Annotated in this window: 17 protein-coding genes; 8 read left to right on the top strand and 9 right to left on the bottom strand. The window is 69.1% G+C overall.

Annotated features, from left to right (window positions below; genetic code table 11):
• The first annotated feature begins 105 nt into the window (after positions 1-105).
• Together ADL03_RS07255 and ADL03_RS07250 are read left to right on the top strand one after the other, a co-directional pair.
• Positions 106-5,280, top strand: a complete 5,175-nt coding sequence (locus tag ADL03_RS07255) for an AAA domain-containing protein (protein WP_053732574.1) — start codon at positions 106-108, stop codon at positions 5,278-5,280.
• Between the two features lie 56 nt (positions 5,281-5,336).
• On the top strand, positions 5,337-5,897 hold the full coding sequence (locus ADL03_RS07250; protein WP_053732573.1) for a TetR/AcrR family transcriptional regulator: 561 nt from the start codon (positions 5,337-5,339) through the stop codon (positions 5,895-5,897).
• Here the strand turns inward: ADL03_RS07250 and ADL03_RS07245 are convergent.
• A complete protein-coding gene (locus ADL03_RS07245) occupies positions 5,894-6,565 on the bottom strand; it encodes an SDR family oxidoreductase (RefSeq protein ID WP_053732572.1) in 672 nt (223 codons plus the stop codon). The two genes, ADL03_RS07250 and ADL03_RS07245, sit on opposite strands and share 4 nt — an antisense overlap.
• A 252-nt stretch (positions 6,566-6,817) precedes the next feature.
• On the opposite strand from ADL03_RS07245, the gene ADL03_RS07240 reads away from it, so the two are divergent.
• Both ADL03_RS07240 and ADL03_RS07235 read left to right on the top strand, forming a co-directional pair.
• Positions 6,818-8,467 carry a hypothetical protein gene (locus ADL03_RS07240; protein WP_053732571.1) on the top strand — a complete coding sequence of 550 codons (1,650 nt, stop codon included), beginning with the start codon at positions 6,818-6,820 and terminating at the stop codon, positions 8,465-8,467.
• The gene (locus tag ADL03_RS07235; protein WP_053732570.1) at positions 8,464-8,856 is read left to right on the top strand and encodes a hypothetical protein; all 393 of its coding nucleotides are present in this window, start codon (positions 8,464-8,466) and stop codon (positions 8,854-8,856) included. Before ADL03_RS07240 ends, ADL03_RS07235 begins: the two co-directional genes overlap by 4 nt.
• 5 nt (positions 8,857-8,861) lie before the next feature.
• On the opposite strand, the gene ADL03_RS07230 is transcribed toward ADL03_RS07235, so the two are convergent.
• The 7 genes from ADL03_RS07230 to ADL03_RS07200 all read right to left on the bottom strand — a co-directional run bounded on the left by ADL03_RS07230 (position 8,862) and on the right by ADL03_RS07200 (position 15,106).
• Positions 8,862-9,524: a hypothetical protein gene (locus tag ADL03_RS07230; RefSeq protein WP_053732569.1), complete on the bottom strand. Its 663-nt coding sequence runs from the start codon at positions 9,522-9,524 to the stop codon at positions 8,862-8,864.
• A gap of 159 nt (positions 9,525-9,683) precedes the next feature.
• A complete protein-coding gene (locus ADL03_RS07225) occupies positions 9,684-10,940 on the bottom strand; it encodes a cell wall metabolism sensor histidine kinase WalK (RefSeq protein ID WP_053732568.1) in 1,257 nt (418 codons plus the stop codon).
• A complete protein-coding gene (locus tag ADL03_RS07220; RefSeq protein ID WP_053732567.1) occupies positions 10,937-11,629 on the bottom strand; it encodes a response regulator transcription factor in 693 nt (230 codons plus the stop codon). The genes ADL03_RS07225 and ADL03_RS07220 overlap by 4 nt, the downstream gene beginning before the upstream one ends.
• Positions 11,629-12,117 carry a DUF5666 domain-containing protein gene (locus tag ADL03_RS07215; protein ID WP_053732566.1) on the bottom strand — a complete coding sequence of 163 codons (489 nt, stop codon included), beginning with the start codon at positions 12,115-12,117 and terminating at the stop codon, positions 11,629-11,631. Before ADL03_RS07215 ends, ADL03_RS07220 begins: the two co-directional genes overlap by 1 nt.
• 9 nt (positions 12,118-12,126) lie before the next feature.
• Positions 12,127-13,317: an ABC transporter permease gene (locus ADL03_RS07210; protein WP_053732565.1), complete on the bottom strand. Its 1,191-nt coding sequence runs from the start codon at positions 13,315-13,317 to the stop codon at positions 12,127-12,129.
• Positions 13,314-14,021, bottom strand: coding sequence for an ABC transporter ATP-binding protein (locus tag ADL03_RS07205; protein WP_053732685.1), 708 nt, complete (start codon positions 14,019-14,021; stop codon positions 13,314-13,316). The genes ADL03_RS07210 and ADL03_RS07205 overlap by 4 nt, the downstream gene beginning before the upstream one ends.
• A gap of 5 nt (positions 14,022-14,026) precedes the next feature.
• On the bottom strand, positions 14,027-15,106 hold the full coding sequence (locus ADL03_RS07200; protein ID WP_063798504.1) for an efflux RND transporter periplasmic adaptor subunit: 1,080 nt from the start codon (positions 15,104-15,106) through the stop codon (positions 14,027-14,029).
• A 144-nt stretch (positions 15,107-15,250) separates the two neighbouring features.
• On the opposite strand from ADL03_RS07200, the gene ADL03_RS07195 reads away from it, so the two are divergent.
• Genes ADL03_RS07195 through ADL03_RS07190 form a run of 3 tightly spaced genes read left to right on the top strand, consistent with a single transcriptional unit; the run spans position 15,251 to position 17,888 of the window.
• A complete protein-coding gene (locus ADL03_RS07195; RefSeq protein ID WP_053732564.1) occupies positions 15,251-16,099 on the top strand; it encodes a helix-turn-helix transcriptional regulator in 849 nt (282 codons plus the stop codon).
• The gene (locus ADL03_RS44705; protein ID WP_063798503.1) at positions 16,074-16,247 is read left to right on the top strand and encodes a DUF397 domain-containing protein; all 174 of its coding nucleotides are present in this window, start codon (positions 16,074-16,076) and stop codon (positions 16,245-16,247) included. The genes ADL03_RS07195 and ADL03_RS44705 overlap by 26 nt, the downstream gene beginning before the upstream one ends.
• 60 nt (positions 16,248-16,307) lie before the next feature.
• Positions 16,308-17,888: a hypothetical protein gene (locus tag ADL03_RS07190; protein ID WP_053732563.1), complete on the top strand. Its 1,581-nt coding sequence runs from the start codon at positions 16,308-16,310 to the stop codon at positions 17,886-17,888.
• 17 nt (positions 17,889-17,905) lie between these two features.
• Here the strand turns inward: ADL03_RS07190 and ADL03_RS07185 are convergent, their stop codons facing one another.
• The gene (locus tag ADL03_RS07185; protein WP_053732562.1) at positions 17,906-18,793 is read right to left on the bottom strand and encodes a PaeR7I family type II restriction endonuclease; all 888 of its coding nucleotides are present in this window, start codon (positions 18,791-18,793) and stop codon (positions 17,906-17,908) included.
• Positions 18,794-19,015: 222 nt separating this feature from the next.
• Between ADL03_RS07185 and ADL03_RS07180 the strand changes: the two genes are divergently transcribed.
• Positions 19,016-20,770 carry an Eco57I restriction-modification methylase domain-containing protein gene (locus ADL03_RS07180; protein WP_082372949.1) on the top strand — a complete coding sequence of 585 codons (1,755 nt, stop codon included), beginning with the start codon at positions 19,016-19,018 and terminating at the stop codon, positions 20,768-20,770.
• Positions 20,771-20,805: the final 35 nt, after the last annotated feature.

The raw sequence follows: 20,805 nt of genomic DNA, 5'->3' as shown, positions 1-20,805 counted from the left end.
GCGGGACCAGCACGTCGAACGTAACGGTGTGGTTTCGGCTGTAGCACCTCGCCCCCGGTCGACGATGAGCACTTCGTCTGTTCGGTGGCGAAAAGGGGGAACGGCGTGGCGAACGGTGGGGCCGCTCGAGGTCAGCAGGACAAGACGGTTGATCGAGCGGTGCGGCTGTTCCAGTTCCTCGCCCGCAGCCAGCAGCTCAAGTCCAACCCGGCTCGTACGACCGACAGCTACGCGTCGGTGTTGTGGTTCGGGCGGTTGCCGGAGCACCCTGCTGTTCACCCGGCGCACCATGACGCGGTGTTCGAGGCCGGGGGCTCTTTGCTCACCGTGGAACGTGTCGCGCACCAAGACCCGCCGGAGCCTGATGCCGAGCTGAAGCCCTGGCTGGACGGGGAGTGGGACGATCCCGACGCGGCACCTCGGCTGCGTTCCACGATCGGCGAGGAGCCGCAGCTCACCGCGCTCGAGGACGCGCCAGGCATCCGGGAAGCGCATTCCGGCTGGGAGTCCCTCTGGACCACGTGGGCCGAGCGGGAGAGGAACGACCGACCGGCACGCGACGTCTACAACGAGCTGTTCACCGCTTACGTCACCGCCGCAGGGCATGCTGAGGAACTGGAGCTGGTCGTAGGCGTCGGGTGCTTGTCATGGGCGCCCCCTGGGCACTACGCGGTGCGCCGTCACCTTGCCACGGTGCCCGCTGTGATCCGCTTCGACGACGAGACCGGCCGGTTGACCCTCCACCACGCGGAGACCGCCGAGGGCCTGAACATCGAGCTCGACATGGTCGATCCAGGGCGGGTGGCCAACCCGCAGCACGTGGTGCAGATCAGGAACGAGGCCAGCGAGGTCACCGCGGCTGTGCTGTGCCGTGAAGAAGTGGGCGGTGTGCTGCGCCGGTTGGTGCACGCCCTCGACGCCGAAGCCACGTACCTCGACGAGGACGAACCGCAGAAGCCGGGCGCGCACGCGGTGGCGGCGTTCGCCCCCGCGGTTGTCCTTCGCCGTCGGTCCCGGCAGGGGATCGTCGACATCCTCGACTCGGTGGCCGGCCAGATCGGCGAGTCCGGCGTCGTGCCGGACGGGCTGCTCCCGCTCGTCGACCCGGACCACCGGCCGGCCGCGGAGAGGTCGCTCGCGACCGGCGCGCTGGTCGAGCTCGACGCCGAGCCGTTCCTGCCCCTGCCGGTCAACGATCAGCAGCTGCGCGTTCTGACCCAGGTCGACGCGAAGGCACAGGTCCTCGTGCAGGGACCACCGGGAACCGGCAAGACCCACACCGTCGCCGCGCTCCTGTCGCACCTGCTCGCACAGGGCAAGCGCGTACTCGTGACCGCGCACACCGATCGCGCGTTGAAGGAGGTGCGGGCGAAGCTGCCGGAGGCCATCGCGCCGCTGGCCGTGTCGGTCGTCGGCTCCTCGCGCTCCGATCTGGCGGACCTCAAGGTCGCCGTCGAGCGGATCAGCCACGTGGCCAGCGAGTACGACGCCGAGGCGGCTCGGAGGGCCGTTGACGAACACACGGCGGCGATCGAGGAGCTCCGCCTGCGCCGTGCCGGCTTGCACCGGCGGCTCCTCGATGCGCGGACCAGGGAGGTCACCGAGTACGACGTCGCGGTCTACCGCGGCACGCTGGCCGCCATCGCGCAGCGCTTGGAAGCCGAGCGGCAGCGGTTCGGCTGGCTGGCCGATCTCGTCGAGGTCGGGGAAGCCGCACCGTCACCGCTGCCGTCGACGGATGTCGTTGCCTGGCACCGCGGTGTGGTGGACGACGCGCTGAACGCCGACGAGCCGGAGTCTCGGCTCAAACTGCTGAACCTCGCCGACGTCCCCACGCCGGAGGAGTTCTTCGGCTTGGTGACCGCTGAACAGCGGGCCATCGCGGCGGAGGAGGGACACGGCAGTCTCACCCGGCACGACGCGTTCGACGGTGTACGGCGCCTCGACCAGGCCACCCGAACCGTGCTGCGGCAACGGCTCAACGGGTTCGCGCGGGAAGCGGAGGACCTGTCCCGGCGACGCGAGACGTGGATGAACGACGCGCTGGCGGAGGTGCTGTCGGGTCGCGCGAACCTCTGGAGGTCGCGCGGTCACCAGATCGCCCAGCTGATCGAGCGCGTCCGCCCACTGGTCGACCGGCTGGGCCCGCTCACCGACGTGCGGGTCGACCCTGCCGACATGGGGGTCCTCGTCGCACTGGCGGGATCGCTGCGCGCACACGTCGGCGACGGTGGCACGCTCAAGGTCAACCCCGACGGGTCGCCCAAGATCGGGGCGTTCGCGCCCAAGGCGGTGAAGCAGGCGCAGCCGTTGTTCCAGGCGGTACGGGTCAACGGTGTCCCGCCCACCGGTGCCGCACAGCTCGACCTGTTCCTGATATGGGCTGACGGCAGCCGGGTGCTGGAGGCCCTCGACCGGGCGTGGCCCGACTCGGTGCACGTTCCCGCCGAGGACACTCTGAGCGAACGCCTCCAGTGGCACGTGACCGAGCTGGAGCAGTTGCGCCGGGTGCTGGCGCTGGGTGAAGCGCTCGAAGCAGAGGAACGCGGTCTCGCCGGACTTGCTCTCCCACGGCCCAACTGGACCGACCTCGGCGCCGTGCAGACCTACGCGCGGCTGGTCGACGCGGCCGCCGCTTCCGACGCGCGCACCGCCGCGACGTTGCCGTTGCTGGAGGTCGTGCGAACCACTTCGGACGTGGCGCAGTGGGGTGATGCCGCACCGTGCGTCAAACACCTCGCGCAAGCCGCGGAGGAACGCGACCACGAGGCGTACGCGGTCGCACATCACCGGCTGGTGCGGCTGACCGAGGTCGCCGAGCTGACGCGGCGTCGTGACGAGGTCGCGGCCGCGTTCGCCCAGGCACTGCCCCAGGTGTACCAGGCCATCTCGAGCGACCCGCGTGATCCTGCGTGGACGGAGAGGCTGGCGGGGTGGGACGCGGCCTGGTCGTGGGCCGTCGCGAGGGCGTGGGTCCTCAACCGCGGCGACGAGGACGTGAACGCCCTGCAGACCGAGATGCTGAACGTCGAGGAACAGGTGCGCCGCCGTGTCGAGCAGCTGGCCGCCGAACGGGCGTGGGGCCACGCCGTGTCGCCGGAACGGTTGTCCGGCAGGGCGCGCGCCGATCTGCTCCAGTACGCCCAGCTGGTGAAGCTGCTGGGCAAGGGCACCGGTGTCTACGCGAACCAGCGCCGAGCCGACATCAGGGCGGCCATGGGTCGCTGCCGGCCCGCCGTGCCGGTGTGGATCATGCCCGTCTACCGGATCGCCGAACAGTTCCGCGTCCAGCCGGACATGTTCGACGTGGTGGTGGTGGACGAGGCCTCGCAGGCAGGGCTCGAAGCCACGTTCCTGCAGTTCCTCGCACCGAAGATCGTCGTCATCGGCGACGACAAGCAGGTCTCGCCGTCCGCTGTCGGCACCGACCAGCAACAGTTGCGCGACCTCGCCGAACAGTACCTGTGGGACGACCCGCACCGCGCGTCGTGGCAGGAGCCCAAGCGCAGCCTCTTCGACGAGGCGAAGATGCGGTTCGAGGGCATGATCACGCTCGTCGAGCACCGGCGGTGCGTGCCCGAGATCATCGGTTTCTCGAACCGGATCGCGTACGAGCCCGATGGCATTCGCCTGGTGCCCGTGCGCCAGTACGGAGCTGACCGCCTGGAGCCGATCAAGCCGGTGTTCCTGGACAACGGCTACGAGCGCGGCGTGACCGACAAGGTCAATCCCGCCGAGGCGGACGCGATCGTCGACCAGATCGAGAAGTGCATCGCGGACCCCCGCTACGACGGCCTGACGTTCGGCGTCGTGTCACTGCTCGGCCGCGCTCAGGCGAAGCGCATCGAGAAGCGGTTGCTGGAGCGCATCCCGCCGGAGGAGTGGAAGGCCCGCGATCTCCGGTGCGGTGACTCCGCGGACTTCCAGGGCTCCGAGCGCAACGTGATGTTCCTGTCGATGGTGAAGGCGCCGGAACCGGGCGTGCGGATCTCCTCGCTCACCCAGGACATGTACGTCCAGCGCTACAACGTGGCCGCGTCGCGTGCCAAGGACCAGATGTGGGTGTTCCACTCACTGCGCCTGTCCGACCTGGGCAACCGCGAGGACATGCGGTTCCAGCTGTTGGACTACTGCTACGCCTTGTCCGGGCGTGCGGACGGCGCGGGTGAGGACAGGCGTTCGGTCGTGCCGGACGACCGCAGGGTGGAGCCGTTCGACTCGTTGTTCGAGCAGCGGGTGTTCAACCGCCTCGTCGATCGCGGGTACAGCGTCGTGCCGCAGTTCCCTGCCGAGAGCTACCGCATCGACCTCGTGGTCGTCGGCGCCAAGGCGAGGCTGGCGGTCGAGTGCGACGGCGACGCGTGGCACGGACCGGACGCGTACGAGCGCGATCTCGCACGGCAACGCGATCTGGAAAGGTGCGGCTGGACCTTCTTCCGCATTCGCGAGTCCGAGTTCTACGTGGACCGGCCCGCTGTGCTGGCGCGGTTGTGGGACGCGTTGCACCAACTGGACATCCATCCGTCCGGGTGGACGCCGGAAGCCGACATCCCTGCCGTCGCGGCGGTACCGACGCAGTCCCCACGCGTTGAGGCAATGCCGCCTCAGGCCGCGGCTGTGGTGGCGCCGCCCGCGGAGGTGGTGCTCACGCCCGAACCGGTTGTGCGGGAACCTGCCCGGTCCGAGGTGGACGACGAGTGGCAGGCCATCGCGGGACAGGTCGAACACCGGCCGGTGACCGACGAGCAGGAGGTGGACCGAGAAGCCGCGGCCGACGTCGTTCTGGCCGCCTATGAGCAGTATGGGGGAACCGTCGTCCAGCTCGGCGATGCCACGCGTCAAGACGTGCTCAGCGGCCTCCTCCGCCTCGTCGAGGCTGAGGGGCCGGTGCTCGGCAGCCGCCTGCACACGGCATACGTTCGCGCGTCCGGTGCGGTCCGCGTCACCAAAACGGTCGCGGCCGAGCTGAACAAGGCGATCTCGTACGCGGTGCGCACGGGAGAGTTGATCGAGGACAACCCGCTTGGTGAAAGCGGTGTCAAACCGCGGACGTACCGGCTGCCAGGCCAACCGGAGGTGCGCACCCGTCAGCTGGGGCCGCGATCTCTCGACGAAGTGCCCCCGGCCGAGCTGGCGGCGCTGTTCGACCACGTCGCCGCACGAGAGCAGCACCTCGGCGAGGAGGCGCTGCAGCGTGCCGTGCTGGAGTTGCTCGGGTTGAAGCGGCTCACCGACAACGTCAAGAACCGGTTGGCGGCGGTGCGGACTCTGCGGCCCTGACCTCAGGACGAGCTCGATAGCGGTCGGCCGTCATCTTTGCGGGGTATCGTGGCGGTGTGGGACGAGCTTCACGGGCTGACGCCGCCCGGCACCGCGAGGAGATCGTGCGGGCCACCGCCAGGCTCCTGCGCGAACGCGGCAGCGCGATCAGCGTGCAGGACGTCATGGCGGCCGCCGGCCTGAGCCACGGCGGGTTCTACCGGCACTTCGCCTCCAAAGACGAGCTGCTCGCGATCGCCGCCACCGAGGCCTTCGAGTCGGTGGCGGCGCGGCAGGCCCACTTCGCCGACGAGGAGGACGGCCGCGAGCGGTTCGTCCGGCAGTACCTGTCGCCCGAGCACCGCGACGCGGCGGGGGAGGGGTGCGCGAACGCCGCCCTGGCAACCGAGGTGGCGCACTCGCCGCAGGACGCGCCCATCCGCGAGGCGTACTCCCGGGGGGTCGAGGACATGCTGCGGTTCCTGACCGGTCTCGACGGCGACCGCGGCCGGGCCGTGCTCGAACTGTCCACTTTGGTCGGTGCGATCTCGTTGGCGCGCGCCACGAACGGCACGCCGTTGTCCGACGAGGTGCTCGGCACCGTCGCGGCGGCGCTCACGGCCCGGCGGAACGGCTAGGCGGCCAGGCCGGCTTTCACCGACCGGGTGAAGTCGTCGGCGATGATCTCCGGCAGGCCCGCCGCGAAGCCGTCCAGCGCGATCCTGGCGACCTCCGCGGGCGAGGTCTTGTTCTCCTGCGGCACGTAGGACGCCATGTCGGTGTCCATGTACGCCACGTGCAGGCCGCTGACCTGGATGCCCTTGTCCGCGAGGTCGCCGCGGGTGGCGTTGGTCAACGCCCAGGCCGCCGCCTTGGCCGCGGCGTAGGCGCCGTAGCCGGGCAGGTGCGCCCAGGACAGCACCGAGAGCACGTTCAGGATTCCGCCACCACCGTTCGCCGCGATGACCGGGGCGAACGCGCGGGTGGTGGCGAGCGGGCCGTAGTAGTGCGTGTCCATCTCCAGGCGGATGGCGTCGAGGTCGCCGTCGGTGAGGTGGGTGTGCGTCGAGATGCCGGCGTTGTTCACGAGCAGCGTGGCGTCGGAGGCGGCAGCGGCCGCCGCGGCGATCGAGTCCGGCTTGGTGACGTCGAGGTAGAGGGGTTCGGCGCCGGGCAGGTCGACGTTTTCCGGGCGGCGGGCGGTCGCGTACACCTTGGCGCCGCGTTCGAGCAGTTGGGCGGCGAGCGCGCGGCCGAAGCCGCGGTTCGCGCCGGTCACGACGGCTACGGCGGTGCTGAGTTCCACGGGGTTGTCCGTTCGGGTCGAGGGGGCGGGCTCGTTTAGATTACCATCATCATCTATTTGAGGTGTGAGCCCGCGTGCACCTGTGCGGCGCGGCACCGCTACCCTCGACCGTGGGGGAATGTGGCACCACTGATCGCGCCCTGGGAGTCTGGGACCTCCCGCGTGGCGGCGCGGTGCGTTCACGGGGGAAAGCCCGTCCTCTTCCTGCTGGAACAGCGCTGGGGAGCGCTCAGGCGAGGAAGTGACCTGGGGATGTTGACCGTTGAACTGACGCTGCCCGACCTGGTCGTCGCCGACCCGGTCCGGCCGCGGAGAAGGCGAAGATGGCCGCTCATCGCGGGCGAGGTGGTCACCTCGGTCGGTGCTGCGGCGGTGCTGGTGGTGTGGGCGCGCGGGGTCGAGGTCGACCCGCTGGACCGGGTGGGCCAGGTCAGCGGACTGGCGGGCCTGCAGCTGCGGTTCGCGTTGGTCGCGCTGGCCGTGCTGGTCGCGGTCGTCGTCGCGGCACGGGTGCGGTACGCGCACGTCGTCGAACGGCTTGCGGCCGCCGCGGCGGCGGGGTTGTTCAGCGCGTTGCTGGCGGGTGCGGTGGTGGTGGCGTTGCGCGGCACCACGTACGGGCTGTACGCGATCTACGGCGACGCGGGGGTCGTGATCGACTGGGCCCGTGCGCTCGTCAAGACCGGCGAGATGCCGTGGAGCTATCCGCCGGGCTTCATCCACGCCATGGCCTGGTACAGCGAGCTGGTGGGCAGCACGCCGGAACATTCGTTGAAGGTCGTGCAGATCCTCGGCACGGCGCTGTTCGGCCCGGTCGCGTACCTGGCGTGGCGGCTGGTGCTGCGGCCGATGTGGGCGCTGGTGCTGGGCGTGGTGCCGAGCATGGTGCTCATCGAGCCGTACAAGGTCTACGCGAACCTGATGCTCGTCGTGCTGGTGCCGGTGGTGCTGTTCCTGTTGCAACGCCTGCGCAGGGCGGACCGGCTCACCTACCGCGACATCGTGGTGCGCGGCATCGGGATCGGTGCCGTGCTCGGTGTGGTGTTCCTGATCTACTCGGGCTGGTTCGTGTGGTCGGCACCGGGTGTTGTCGTTGCGGCCCTTGTGGTGTTCCCGTGGCGCACGGGCCTATGGCGTGGCCTCACGCTCATCGCGGTCACGACGACGACGTTCGTGCTGGTGTCGTTCATCCACCTGTACAACATCCTGTCCGCGTCGGGTGGCATGACGGACCGCTACTTCTACTTCGACGTCTACGCCGAACCCACCTACATCGCCATGACCCGCGGCGACATGCCCGGCGCGCTGCCGGGGCCGTGGCCACCGCCGGGCGAGCTGGGCGGGGTGGGCCTGTTCACGATCATCGCGCTCGTCGGTCTCGCCGCCGCGATCGCCGTGGGGCGCAACCGGACCGCCGTCATCCTGCTCACGAGCCTGTTCGCCGGCGCGTGGGTCGTCCGGTTCTACTACGCCTCCACGATGTACGGCCGCGACGCCGTGCAGCTCTACCCGCGCAGCACCAGCGAGCTGCTCTACAGCATGTTGCTGCTGTGCGGTTTCGCGCTCTACTTCGGTGTGCAGCGGCTGGAGAACGTGCCGAAGCTGCGGCCGTGGCTGGGCGCGCGGTCGCTGCGGATCGCCGCGCTGGCGGGCATGGTCGTGCTGATCGCGATGGTCGGCTCGGCGGTCGGCGACCGGTACATGCCGCGTTCGGACAACTCACTGGGCATGCTCGCGTTGGCCTCGCACCTCACACGACAGCCCGACGGCACGTGTCCGGCGTACGTGAAGACGCTCGGCGTGGAGTGCGCCTCGGGGTTCAAGGAGTACCGGGACCTGTTGCCGGGCTTGGCGAAGGACGCGCCACGGCCGGGCGAGCTGCCACACCGGCCGGGCGGATGAGCCGGGTCGTCGCGGTGGCGGCCGCGGTGCTCGCGGTCGCCATCGGCCTGGCCGACCGGTTCGCCGAACCGGTCGCGGTGCCGTTCGGGCAGGACCTGGGCTGGCTGCTGCCGCTGCTCGACGGGATGCGGGTCGCCACCCGGTACGAGCTGGCCGCCGTGGTGGCCGTGGCCGCGCTCGTGGCCGTGTGGCAGCGCGACGTCGTCGTGCTCGTCGCGTCGGCGGGCCTGCTCGCGTTCCTGTGGTGGGACCACCCCACGGGGCAGGGCATGGCGTTGCTCAGCCAGGAGGAGTTCGAGGCCGTGCGCGTGTACAACTACAACGGCTTCATCGCCGCCGCAGTTCTTGCCGTGGCCGGCACTCTCCCTCGGCGCACGCCCGGCCCGTAGCGCGGTCAGCGGTTGCCGACCAGCGAGTCCAGCGTCGCCGTGCCGTTCTCCTCGCAGCGGTGCCCCGACTCGCGCAGCACCTCCGGGTTCTTCACCTCGTCCTCCTTGCCCGCGTCCTTGAACAGCTTCGTCAGGATCTCGAGCTGCTGGTCGGCACCGGCGAACAGGAACTCGCTGCACGTCGACCGCGCGTTCAGCGGCCCGTCGGACGGACCGGACGCGCCGCCCGCGAAGTAGAGGCCGCCGATGACCAGGGTCATGATCAGCACGCCCAGCGCGAGACCGCCCTTGCCCGGCGGCTTCTCCGGCACCAGCCACGCCTCCACGGCCTCGATGAACGGCGCGGAGTCGGTGAGCCGTTTGTCGATCCAGAACTCCCAGTCGACCCTGGTCTGCTCGTCGGCGACCTCGAACTGCGCGTGGTCGGCGGCGAACAGCGTGCTCACCACCAGCTCACGCGGGTACGACCAGGACTGGAACGGGTCTGGCCGCACGACCACAAGGCGGTCGGGCAGCAGCAGCACGACATCGCGTGCGCCGCGGGCCAGTCGTTCGGTGTGCCCTGGCCCGATGACGGCACCCGCCAGCCAGGCCAGCACCTGACCGCGTTCGTGTTCGTCAAGGGCGTCAACGGCGATCTCAAGCAGGCCGTCGAGGTCCGGCTCCATGGGCACCACTTTCGGCAGGCGGGGACGCCTGGCTATCGTTCGGCGACCGACCCGGGGTTACCCCCGAAAGGCGAAATTCGTCCGAATGGCGCTGTCGTGACGCCGACCACGTGACGCTGTGATCACGGCCGTTCGCGGTCGGTCCACCCGCGGGCCGCGTCAGTGCGTGATCACCACCCGGAACACCGCACCCTCACCCGGCGCGGTGTCCACCTCCACCCGCCACCCGTGCGCGGCCACCAGCGCCGCCACGATCGCGAGCCCCAGCCCGGTGCCGCCGCTGTCGCGCCCGCGCGCCGAGTCGGCCCGGTAGAACCGCTCGAACACCCGCTCGGCCTGCTCCGCGGTCATCCCGGGCCCGTGGTCAGCCACCTCCACGCCGTCGGCCGACAGCCGCACCTCGACCGGCGACCCGGCCGGCGTGTGCGTCACCGCGTTGTCCAGCAGGTTCGTCAGCACCTGCCGCAGCTTGCCGTCGTCACCCCGCACCAGCACCGGCCCGCCGGGCAACGACAGCGACACGGTCCGTTCCGGCGCCCGCACCCGTGCCTCGTGCACCGCGTCCGTCACCAGCACGACGAGGTCCACGTCCGTCAGCGTCAACGGCTGCGCCGCGTCCAGCCGGGCCAGCTCCAGCAGGTCGTCGACCAGCAACCCCATCCGCGCCGCCTGGTCCTCGATCCGCCGCAGCACCTCGGCCGGGTCGGTCGCCGCGCCCTGCCGGTACAGCTCGGCGTATCCGCGGATCGACGTCAGCGGCGTCCGCAGCTCGTGCGAGGCGTCGGCCGCGAACTGCCGCATCCGGTTCTCCGAGCTCACCCGCACCGCGAACGCCTGCTCGATCTGCCCCAGCATCGTGTTCAGCGCCGCCGCCAGCCGCCCGACCTCCGACCCCGGCTGCCGCACCGGCACCCGCCGCGACAGGTCACCGGCGGCGATCTCGCCGGCGACCCGCTCGACCTCCTCCAGCGCCCGCGTCGACGACCGCACCAGCACGTAGCCGGCCATCCCGACGAGCGCCAGCGCCCCGAGGCTGATCAGCAGGAACGCCACCCGCAGGTCGTCCACCGCACGGTCCACATCGGACCGGTCGGCCGCGACGACGAACTCGGCGTCCCCGATCCGCCGCATCACGACCCGGTGCGAGCCGACGGAGACGTGCTCGCCGGGCGTCAGCGTGCCGTAGGCGGGCAGGTCGGGAAGCGCGGTTCCGGCCAGCACCCCCGACGCGTCCCGCAGCACCATCGTGTCCCGCAGCGGGAACGGCCGCGGCGCCGACACCGCCCGGTCCAGCCGTGCGTCGAGCTGGCCGAGCAGGTAGTCCTCCATGACCTTCGACCCGACCAGCCACGTGCCGAACAGCCCCGCCGCCACCAGGGCGACGAGCACGATCACCAACCGCAGCCGCAGGGTCATGGGCGGATCATGTACCCGATGCCGCGCACGGTGTGGATCAGCCGCGGCCCGTCGGCGTCGACCTTGCGCCGCAGGTACGAGATGTACGACTCGACCACGCCGGTGTCACCCTCGAAGTCCTGGCTCCACACCTGGTCGAGGATCTGCGCCTTCGACACCACCCGCCCGGTGTTGCGCAGCAGGTAGTGCAGCAACCGGAACTCCGTCGGCGACAGCTCCACCATCCGCTCACCGCGCCGCACGGTGTGCGACTCCACGTCCAGGGTCAGGTCGCCGCAGCTCAGCTGCTCCGACTCGATGCCGGGCCGGGTGCGCCGCAGCACCGCCGTGACCCGCGCGACGACCTCCTCCAGGCTGAACGGCTTGGTGATGTACCCGTCGCCGCCGATGGTGAGGCCGGTGATCCGGTCGTCCGCGGAGTCCCGAGCCGTCAGGTACAGCACCGGCACCCGCACCCCGGCCGCCCGCAACCGCCGCACCACCTCGAACCCGTCGCGGTCGGGCAGCATCACGTCCAGCAGCACCAGGTCAGGCCGGTCGCGGGTGGCCGCCGTCAGCGCCTCGCCGCCGGTCGCCGCGCTGGACACGGTGAACCCCGCGAACCGCAGGCTGGCGCACAGCAGCTCGCGGATGCTGGGTTCGTCCTCGACGATCAGGAGCCGGCCGCGTTCCACGTGGTGATCCTGCATCAGCCGTTCGACGGGCGCTGCGTGAGCGTCTGCGCGGTCACCGTGCCGTCCTGACCCGGCTGGCCCTGCACCACGACCTGCTCGCCGGCCTTGAGGTCGGTCAGCTTGCCCTCGGTGGTCAGCTGCACCTTGGTCGTGTCCGAAGTGGACACCTTCACCTCCTGGCCGTTGGGGGTCTTCACGTAGACCGTGGTGCCCTCGATCCGCTCGATGGTCCCGGTTGTGCCGCCACGGCCCTGGAACCCGCCGTTGGGCCGTTGCTGCGCACCCGACGGCGGTGTCCCGTTGAACTGCCGGGCCGCGTTCTGCCGCGACGGCGGCTGGCCGGCACCGAACGACTTCTGCACGAACACCCCGCCCACGAACGCGACGACGGCGAGCACCGCGGCCCCGAGGACCACCGTCGTCCTGCCGAGGCCGCCCTTGCGCTCGCGCAGCTCGGCGGTGATGTCGCCGGACTCGAGCGGCTGGTCCAGTGGGTTGCTCACAACGTTCTCCTACTCGTGACGCAGTGCTTCGATGGGACGGAGCTTCGCCGCGCGCGAGGCGGGGTAGCTGCCGAAGAACAGGCCGATCAACGCCGACACCCCGAACGCCAGCAGCACCGACGACGGCACCAGCACCGGCTGGATGCCCGCGATCGTGAACCGCGTGCCGATCACCCCGACCACGACGCCGAGCGCCCCGCCGAACAGGCTCAGCAGCGTCGCCTCGATCAGGAACTGCCCGAGGATCGACGACCGGGGCGCCCCCACGGCCTTGCGGATGCCGATCTCCCTGATCCGCTCGGTGACGGTGACCAGCATGATGTTCGTGACGCCGATCCCGCCCACCAGCAACGAGATCGCCGCCACCGACGCCAGCAGCACCGTGAACGTCTCCGTCGTCGCCGTCCGCGCGGTCAGCAGCTGGTCCTGGCTCAAGATCCGGTAGTCGGCCGTTTGGGCGATCCTGTGCCGCCCGTTCAGGATCGTGGTCACCTGGGCCTGCGCGTCCGGCAACGCGTCGGCCGACCGCGCCTGCACGACGATCTGGTTCAGGTTGCCGTAGCCGGTCAACGCGTTCTGCGTCGTCGTCAACGGCGCCACGGCCATGTCGTCGGCGTCCTGCAACCCGCTGGACCCCTTGGCCGCCAGCACTCCCACGACGGTGAACGGGATGTTGTTGACGAGCACCGGCTTCCCGACCGCGTCCACGCCGCCGAACAGCTGCGCCGCCACCGTCGCCCCGATCACCACGACCTTGCGCGCCTGCTGCACGTCGATGTCGGAGAACAGGTTCCCCTGCGCCACACCGCTGTTCGTCGTGTCGAAGTAACGCGGGTCGGTGCCGATGAACTGGCTGATCTGGTAGCTCGTCCCGCCGTACCCGGCGGTGGCCTGCGCGGACACCACCGGCGACGCGTACCGCACGTCGGGGGAGTCCGGCCCGACCAGCGCCGCCGCGTCGGCCGTCGTCAACGGCTTCGCGGAGCCACCGGGCTGCGCGCGCTGCGGGCTGATCGTGAGGATGTTGGTGCCCAGCCCGGCGATGCTCTGCTGCACCGCGCTCGACGCGCCGTTGCCGACCGCGATCAACAGGATCACCGACGCGACACCGATCAGGATGCCCAGCGTCGTGAGCCCCGAGCGCATCTTGTTCGCCGTCAGGCCCCGCACCGCGAACGCCGCGATCTCGACGACCCTCACACCAGCACCCCCGCAACCCGTCCGTCCACCACGCGCACCGTGCGCATCGCGTGCGCCGCGACGTCGTCCTCGTGCGTGATCAGGACGACCGTGCGGCCGCTCGCGTTCAACCGGTCGAGGATCGCGAGCACCTCCCGGCTCGACTCGGTGTCGAGGTTCCCGGTCGGCTCGTCGGCGAGCACGATCGCGGGTGACGTCACGAGCGCGCGGGCGATGGCGACGCGTTGCTGCTGGCCGCCGGACAGCTCGGTGGGCCGGTGGTGCGTCCGGTCCCGCAGCCCGACGAGCTCCAGCGCCGCCATCGCGCGCTCGCGGCGCTGGGCACGCCGAACTCCCGCGTACACCAGCGGGAGCTCGACGTTGGCGAGTGCCGTCGTGCGCGGCACCAGGTTGAAGGACTGGAAGACGAACCCGATCTTCCGGTTGCGCAGCAACGACAGCTGCTCCTCGTCGAAGTCGCCGGTGTCGATGCCGTCCAGCAGGTACGTGCCGGAGGTCGCGACGTCCAGGCAGCCCAGGATGTTCAGCAACGTCGACTTGCCCGACCCGGACGCGCCCATGATCGCGATGTACTCGCCCCTGCCGACGCTCAGGTCCAGGCCGCGCAACGCGTGCACCGCCGTGTCGCCGGAGCCGTAGGTCTTGCGGAGGTCCCTGACCTCGATCACCGGGCTCGCCGCGGTCGTCCCGCTCGTCGTGCTCACCGCGCTCACCGGCCGGTCCCGGTGAACCCGCCGCCGTTGCGCCCGCCGGTGCCGCCGGGGATCTGCCTGCCCTGCTGTTGCTGCCGGTTGTTCGTGCCGGTCGACGTGGTGACCGGCGGCAGCACGACCTCCTGGCCCGCCGTCAGACCCGACCTGATCTCCACGTACTGGTCACCGCGCACCCCGATCTCGACCGTTTGACGGGTTTCCGCGCCGTTCGCGATCGTCTGCACGGAGCTCGCCCCGTTGACCGTCTGAACGGCCGCCGCCGGCACCGCGAGCACGTTGCTCGCCTGGGCGACGGTCACCTCGACGCCGGCCGACTGGCCGGGCCGCAGTCCGGCCGGTGGTTCGCTCAACGCGAGCGTGACGCCGTACTGCACGACGTTGTTGGCGGTCGTGGGGGTGAGGGCGACCTGGGTGACCTTGGCCCGGATGGGAGTGGCCGCCATCGCGTTGACCGTCACGGTGGCCGTCTGGTCGTTCTTGAGCTTGCTGACGTCGGTCTCGGAGACGTTCGCGGTGACCACGAGGTTCTTCAGGTCGGTGACCACGACGAACCCGCCCGTCGCACCCGTCCCGACCTTCTGCCCGACGGACCCGGTGACCGACGTGACCGTCCCGTCGCCCGGCGCGGTCAGCGTGGTGGCGGCCAGTGCGTCCTTCGCCTGCCGCAGCGCCAGTTCCGCCTGCTGGTAGGCCAGCCACAGCGCGGTCGTGCCGGTGCCCTTGGCGTACGCCGTGTCGAGGTTGTTCTGGGCGACGTCGACCTGCAGCTGAGCGGCGGTCGAGTCGAGCTTCGCGAGCTGCTGCCCCTTGGCGACGACATCGCCGACCTTCACGTCCACCTCGGTGACCGTGCCGCTGGTGCCGAACGACGCCTCGGCGCTGAACGAGCTCTGCACCGTCCCCGCCGCCGTCACGACCTCGCTGACGTCCCGGTTCGCCGCCTGCGCCGTGCGCGCCGCCGTCGTCTGCGCACTGCCGGAGGAACCGAAGAACACCAGATAGCCCGCCACGCCCGCACCGAGCAGCAGCACCACCAGCAGTCCGTTGATCACCAAGGATCTGCGACGTCGAGTCATGGCCGCAGATCGTGTCCGACCAAGCTGTGGACCGGCTGCCAGATTCCTGGCAGTTTCCTGATGATCGCCTGGCTTGGGCCGGACGGATCATTTTCACCCGAATGAGCTGGTACGTGCTCGAAGAGCAACCCCTAGCGTCGGACCATGGCCACGACCACACCATCGACCGCGTACAGCAGGGACCTGGGCGACGAACTGCGCAGGCTGCGGGAGACCTCCACCAACCTGAGCGGCGCCGCACTGGCGGTCCGGCTCGGCTGGGACCCCAGCAAGGTCTCCACCATCGAACACGGCAAGTACCGCGCCAGCGAGATCGACCTGGTGCAGTACCTGTCGATGTGCGGCAAGGACATCGGCTACTTCGACGAGTTCAAACGCCGTTACCGCAACGCCTTCGACGAGTACATCGTGCAGGTCTCCGACAACATGCGCACGCTTGCTCTGGCGGAGACGACCGCGCTGTCGATCATGAGCTACGACATGCGGGCCGTACCGGGCTTGTTGCAGACCCCGGAGTACGCCGAGGGCATCTACCGGCTGACCGGCTTCGTGCCGGAGGAGCGAATCCCGACGCTGGTCCAGTTCCGCATCGACCGGCAGGCGGTCCTCCGGCGACACGATCGGCCGACTTGCTTGTTCTACATCCATGAGCGCGCGCTGCAGGAGCCGGTCGGTGACTGCCGGGTCATGGAGGAGCAGTACCTCCAGCTGCTGTTCGCTGCGCGCATGATCAGGATCGTGCCCGCAGGGGTGCCCATCGCGTGGTCCGACTGCGTGCTGTGGGAGTTCGACAAGGCGATGCCGGTGGCGTTCAGCGACACCGACCTGGCGAAGGTGTTCGTCCAGGATCCGGCCGTCATCGCCCGCACCCGGCTGCTGTTCGACCGTTTGGCTGAGGTCGCCTTGGATGAGGAACAATCGCGGAGCATGCTGGCGGAGTACGTCGGCTCACCGCGAGAGGACCTCGATGATCCAGGAACGGACTTGGCGTAAGAGCAGCTACAGCGGCGGCACGGAGGACAGCAACTGCGTCGAGATCGCGCTGGCCGGTGCCGCCCACGTGCGCGACTCGAAGCACCCCGAGGGCGCCGTTCTGACCTTCGCTCCGGACGCGTGGCGGAAGTTCCTCGAAAGTCGTTGAACCGTTCCCCGCCTCACCACGTGTCATCGCCGTCACCAGGTGAGCAGGGGGAGCGGTTCGATGGCACGCGACGACGAGAAGACGGTGCTGCTGGGTCAGGCCGGCCCGACGGTGATGCTGCCGCGTCAGGGCGCACAGCTCGTGCGCCTGCCGTGGCGCAACGCCCCGATGCGGGTCGACGTGGCCGGCGGCGGGCCGGTCGGTCTGGCGTTCGCGTGCTCGGTGAGGGCGCTGCTGGGCGACCAGGTGTCGGTGCGCGTGTTCGACCGCCGCTGGAAGCGCCACGCCGACCGCGTCGTGTGGAAGGACGCCGCGGACGGCAACAACCGCCGCGAGCAGGTGGTGACGCTGCAGAGCAACGTGTGGGCCGCCCTGCCCGCCGAGGTGCGGCAGCGCCTGTTCGCCGACGGCCGCTTCTCCGAGATGTGGCCGCTCGGCCCCGACTCGCCCGCCGAGAAGGGGCGCCCGCGCAACATCAAGATCCGCTGGATCGAGGACGCCCTGCTGGACCTCGCCGGCGACCTCGGCATCGAGCTGCTGCCGCAGGCCTACACCGTTCCGTCGCGCTGGGACGGCCTGCACGTCCTCGCCATCGCCGACGGCGCCCGTTCCGCGACCCGCGAGTCGCTGAAGCCGCACTTCGGCACGCCGTCGCGGGAACTGTTCAGTGTGGACGGTTCGCCGCTGGACGAGCGCGTGCTGGGCATCCGGGTCGTGTCGTCGAAGGTGCTCGACGAGCACACCGTGCCGTTGACCGTGGCGCAGAACCGCTTCCTGTTCAACTCGATGGGCGGCGGCTTCATCAACATGCGCCTCACCGCGGAGGAGGCCTCCGAGATCGTGGCGCTGGGCGCCAACGGACCCATCGCGTGCATCGGCAGGTTCGGCTGCACCATGCGCCCTGAGGGCGGCCGTTTCGTGTGCGACCGGCACCGCTCGGTGTTCAAGCCGTCCGTGGACAAGCTTTCCTACCTGTGGCCCCGAATCCTCGACGGCCTGCGCTTCTTCGGCGCCGGCGCGGCCGACGTCGTGGGCATCACGTCGTTCACCCTCGGCATGCAGCAGATGTCGAAGTTCACCGCCCAGCTCGCCCCGTCCACCTACGGCTTCCTGCTCGGCGACGCCGCAAACTCCCTGCACTTCTGGCCCGGCCGCGGCCTCAACACGGGCCTGAAGAGCGCCCAGTCGCTCGCCGTGACCCTCTTGCAACGGTGGAAGGGCCGCGGCTTCCGCGCCGCCGACTTCGCCCAGCACGAGGGCACCATGCAGCAACTCCAGTACCGCGAGAAGTCCCGCGCCTGGACCACGATGCTCATGCCCGACCCCGACGGCATGCCCCGCGGCATCGAGGACCGCATCCGCGACGGCCTGACCGGCCCCTTCGACCGCGAGGCACTCGTCGCCGAGATGTTCCAGCGCGTCAAGGACATCAAGGCCCGCATGGGCGACCGCATGGGCCCGCTCGCCACCGACGAGTGGTACCTGGGCCGCATCCAGGCCCTGGACGTGCGCACGTTGAAGGTCATGGTCGAGTCCGGCGCGTGGATCACCCGCGAGATCGGCGGCGACGAGGTCGTGGTCCCGACGGCCGCTCCCGAGGTTCCGGTCGGCCTGCGCCCCGGCCTGTCACTGGTCTCGTAACGCCGCACCACCGCCGCCTATGTACTGATGTCAGGCAGACCGGTAGCCGGCACGACGGGGTAGTACTCGCCGATTGCCGCAGTCATAGCGGTGACGAACTGAACGTACCCAAGCCCTTCGGGGTCGGGCTCGTTCCAGCCGAACTCGTGTTCCTTGTGCGTGGCGGGTGGATTCTTCTTGTCAATCGTGTACTGAGGGCAGCTTTTCTTCCGAGATTCCACATCGGCGTCGATCCCCGCAGGACAGCTGGGCCGGCTGGTCGCTACCGTCCACGCGGCGTGGTAGTGCTGCTCCGCGACCAGACGCTTGCACACCAGGCTCAGCCGGCCGATGTACGACCATGTGGTGAAGACCGGATCAACGCCTGCAGGACCAACGTTTCCCAGGCCGCGGTTTCCATATCGCGATCTTTCGTCATCTTCGACGACGAACACATATCCGGTCCACGGTCGAACGCTGAGCAGACCCGCCCTGTGCGCTGCGGCGAGATCGACGGCGCTGCCCAGCGCCTCCTCGACACGGTTGTTCGCGTTGTTCCCGTATGACGGACCGTTCTGGCTCTTGAGTTCGAGTACCACGATCGGCGTCTTCTCGTGATACACCACGAGATCCCATGACTTGGTCGGGCGGAAGTAGCCGGGCATGGTCAGCATTTTGGCGTGCGACTTCCTGTTGGGGTCGTCCTTCGGCGCCTTGTAGTACACCTTCTCCTTCGGTACCCCCGCAGCAATGCAGACGTTGGCGAAGAGTTGGGCGACACGGTCCAGGTGACCGCCGGCCGTTGCACCCGCGCGTGCACCCTGATCCGACTTGCCTTTGCGCTCCTGGACGATGCGAGCCTCGTCGCGACTCGTCCAGTAGGCGAGCAGGGCATTGTCGATGTCCTTCTGTTGTTCTGGCGTCACGGTTCCCCCAGGTGCCTAACGTGATCGACTTCGAACGACACTACGCGCGTGCGCGCATGCCCGTGTCCCGATCGGGTGAACCTCTGAAACTTCGCGGCGGAGATTGCCGTTCGGAGCGGGTAGGGGCCAGGGAATTGTCGGTGGCTGCTGCTGCCATGGATGGACGACACGATGCGTTGAGCAGTCGTTCGCCCGTTCACTCTGTGCCGTGAGGAGAACAACATGCGTGTGCTGATCCCGGTTGCGAGCGCAGCGGCGAAGGTCAGCCGCTTGGCAGTCGCGCGAGCCCTGTTGCCAGGTCGGCGAGCCAGGATTTCTGTCAAGCACGGCGAAGTGTTCACCCGTCGATGGGTCGTCGAGGTGATGCTTGATCTCATCGGTTACACCGTTGATCGTGATCTGGCCGCATTGCGATTGGTCGAGCCGGCGTGCGGTTCGGGGGCGTTCGTCGTCCCTGCGGTCGAGCGGCTGATAGCAAGCTCGGCGTCCCGCAGAGGTGCGCTCGATGGGCAGGCGTTGACGGCGTTGCAAGCCTTCGACGTGCAGCCGCAGCACGTCGAACGATGTCGGCAACTGGTGACGAAGATGCTCCGGAGCAGTGGGGTGCCGGCGGCGATCGCGACGGAACTCGCACACCAATGGATTCGTCAGCGCGACTACCTGCTGTCGGCCACAGCCGGTGCGAACCTGATTGATCAGGGTTGCGAACCTGAAGCCGACTTCGTCATCGGCAACCCACCGTACATCCGCTTCGACAGCATCGATGACAAGGTTCGAGCTGAGTACCGCGCGCGGTGGCCAACGATGTCTGGTAGGGCCGACATGTACGTGGGGTTCTACGAACGTGCGTTGCGATCGTTGAAGCTTGGTGGCCGGCTCGCCTTCATCTGTGCCGATCGGTGGATGCGCAATCAGTACGGCTCAGCGCTTAGACAGCTCGTTGCTCGCGACCACAGCGTTGAGGCCGTGTGGACCATGCATGACGTAGACGCTTTCGAAGCTCAGGTCTCTTCCTACCCCGCCATCACGGTCATGAGTCGTCGGGAACAAGGAGAGGTCGTCGTGGCCGAGACAAGTCGCAGCTTCGATGATGGAGCCGCGCGAGCTCTCGCGGCGTGGACGCTCAACAGTTCCGATGTAGCTGCGGAAGGTGTTGGCTACAGCGCGTTCCGTCTTCCGCAGTGGTTTTCGGGTGAAGAGATGTGGCCGACTGGCAGCCCAGCTCGGATAGCGCTCATCAAGCGGCTGAACGACAACTTCGAGTCACTGCATGACCCCGCTAACGGCACACGGGTCGGTATCGGTGTTACGACTGGTGCGGACAAGGTCTACGTACTTGAGCACGATGATCCACGACTTGACCACATCGAGAGCGATCGTCTACTCAAGCTCGCCGTCGCGTCGGACACACGATCCGGCGGCTTCAACTGGGGTGGGCGGTGGTTGATCAACCCGTGGAAGCGCAGCGGTGAGCTGGTTGACCTCGCGGACTACCCAGGGCTGAGGGCCTACTTGTTCGAACACCGAACGCGCTTGGCTGAACGGCACACCGCCATGGCCAATCCGCGGAGCTGGTACCGGACCATCGACAAGGTCAGCCACGAGCTGCTGTCGAGGGAAAAGCTCCTGATCCAGGACATGCAGACCTCGCTCAGCCCCGTGTTCGAGGACGAGGGCTGCTACCCGCACCACAACCTCTACTACGTCGTCTCGACGAATTGGGATCTGCACGTGCTCGGCGGACTGTTGCTCTCACGGGTGGCACAGGCGTTCATCGAGGCCTACTCGGTGCGCATGCGAGGCAATACCTTGCGGTTCCAGGCGCAATACTTGAGGAGGATTCGGGTGCCTCGTTATGTCGACCTGGGCGCCGACACAAGACAGGCCCTGAGGGACGCCTTCATCGCGAGAGATGTGCGGGCGGCGACAACTGCGGCCTTGAACGCGTACGGGCTTCTCGCCCAGGACTTGGACTGATCTCGCACACCGTCACGCTCGACGGTGTGCGAGCC

Source organism: Nocardia sp. NRRL S-836, assembly GCF_001279525.1.
Taxonomy (GTDB): Bacteria; Actinomycetota; Actinomycetes; order Mycobacteriales; family Pseudonocardiaceae; genus Lentzea.
Note: the sequence above shows the minus strand (reverse complement) of the source record. Positions and strands in the feature narration are given on the sequence as shown.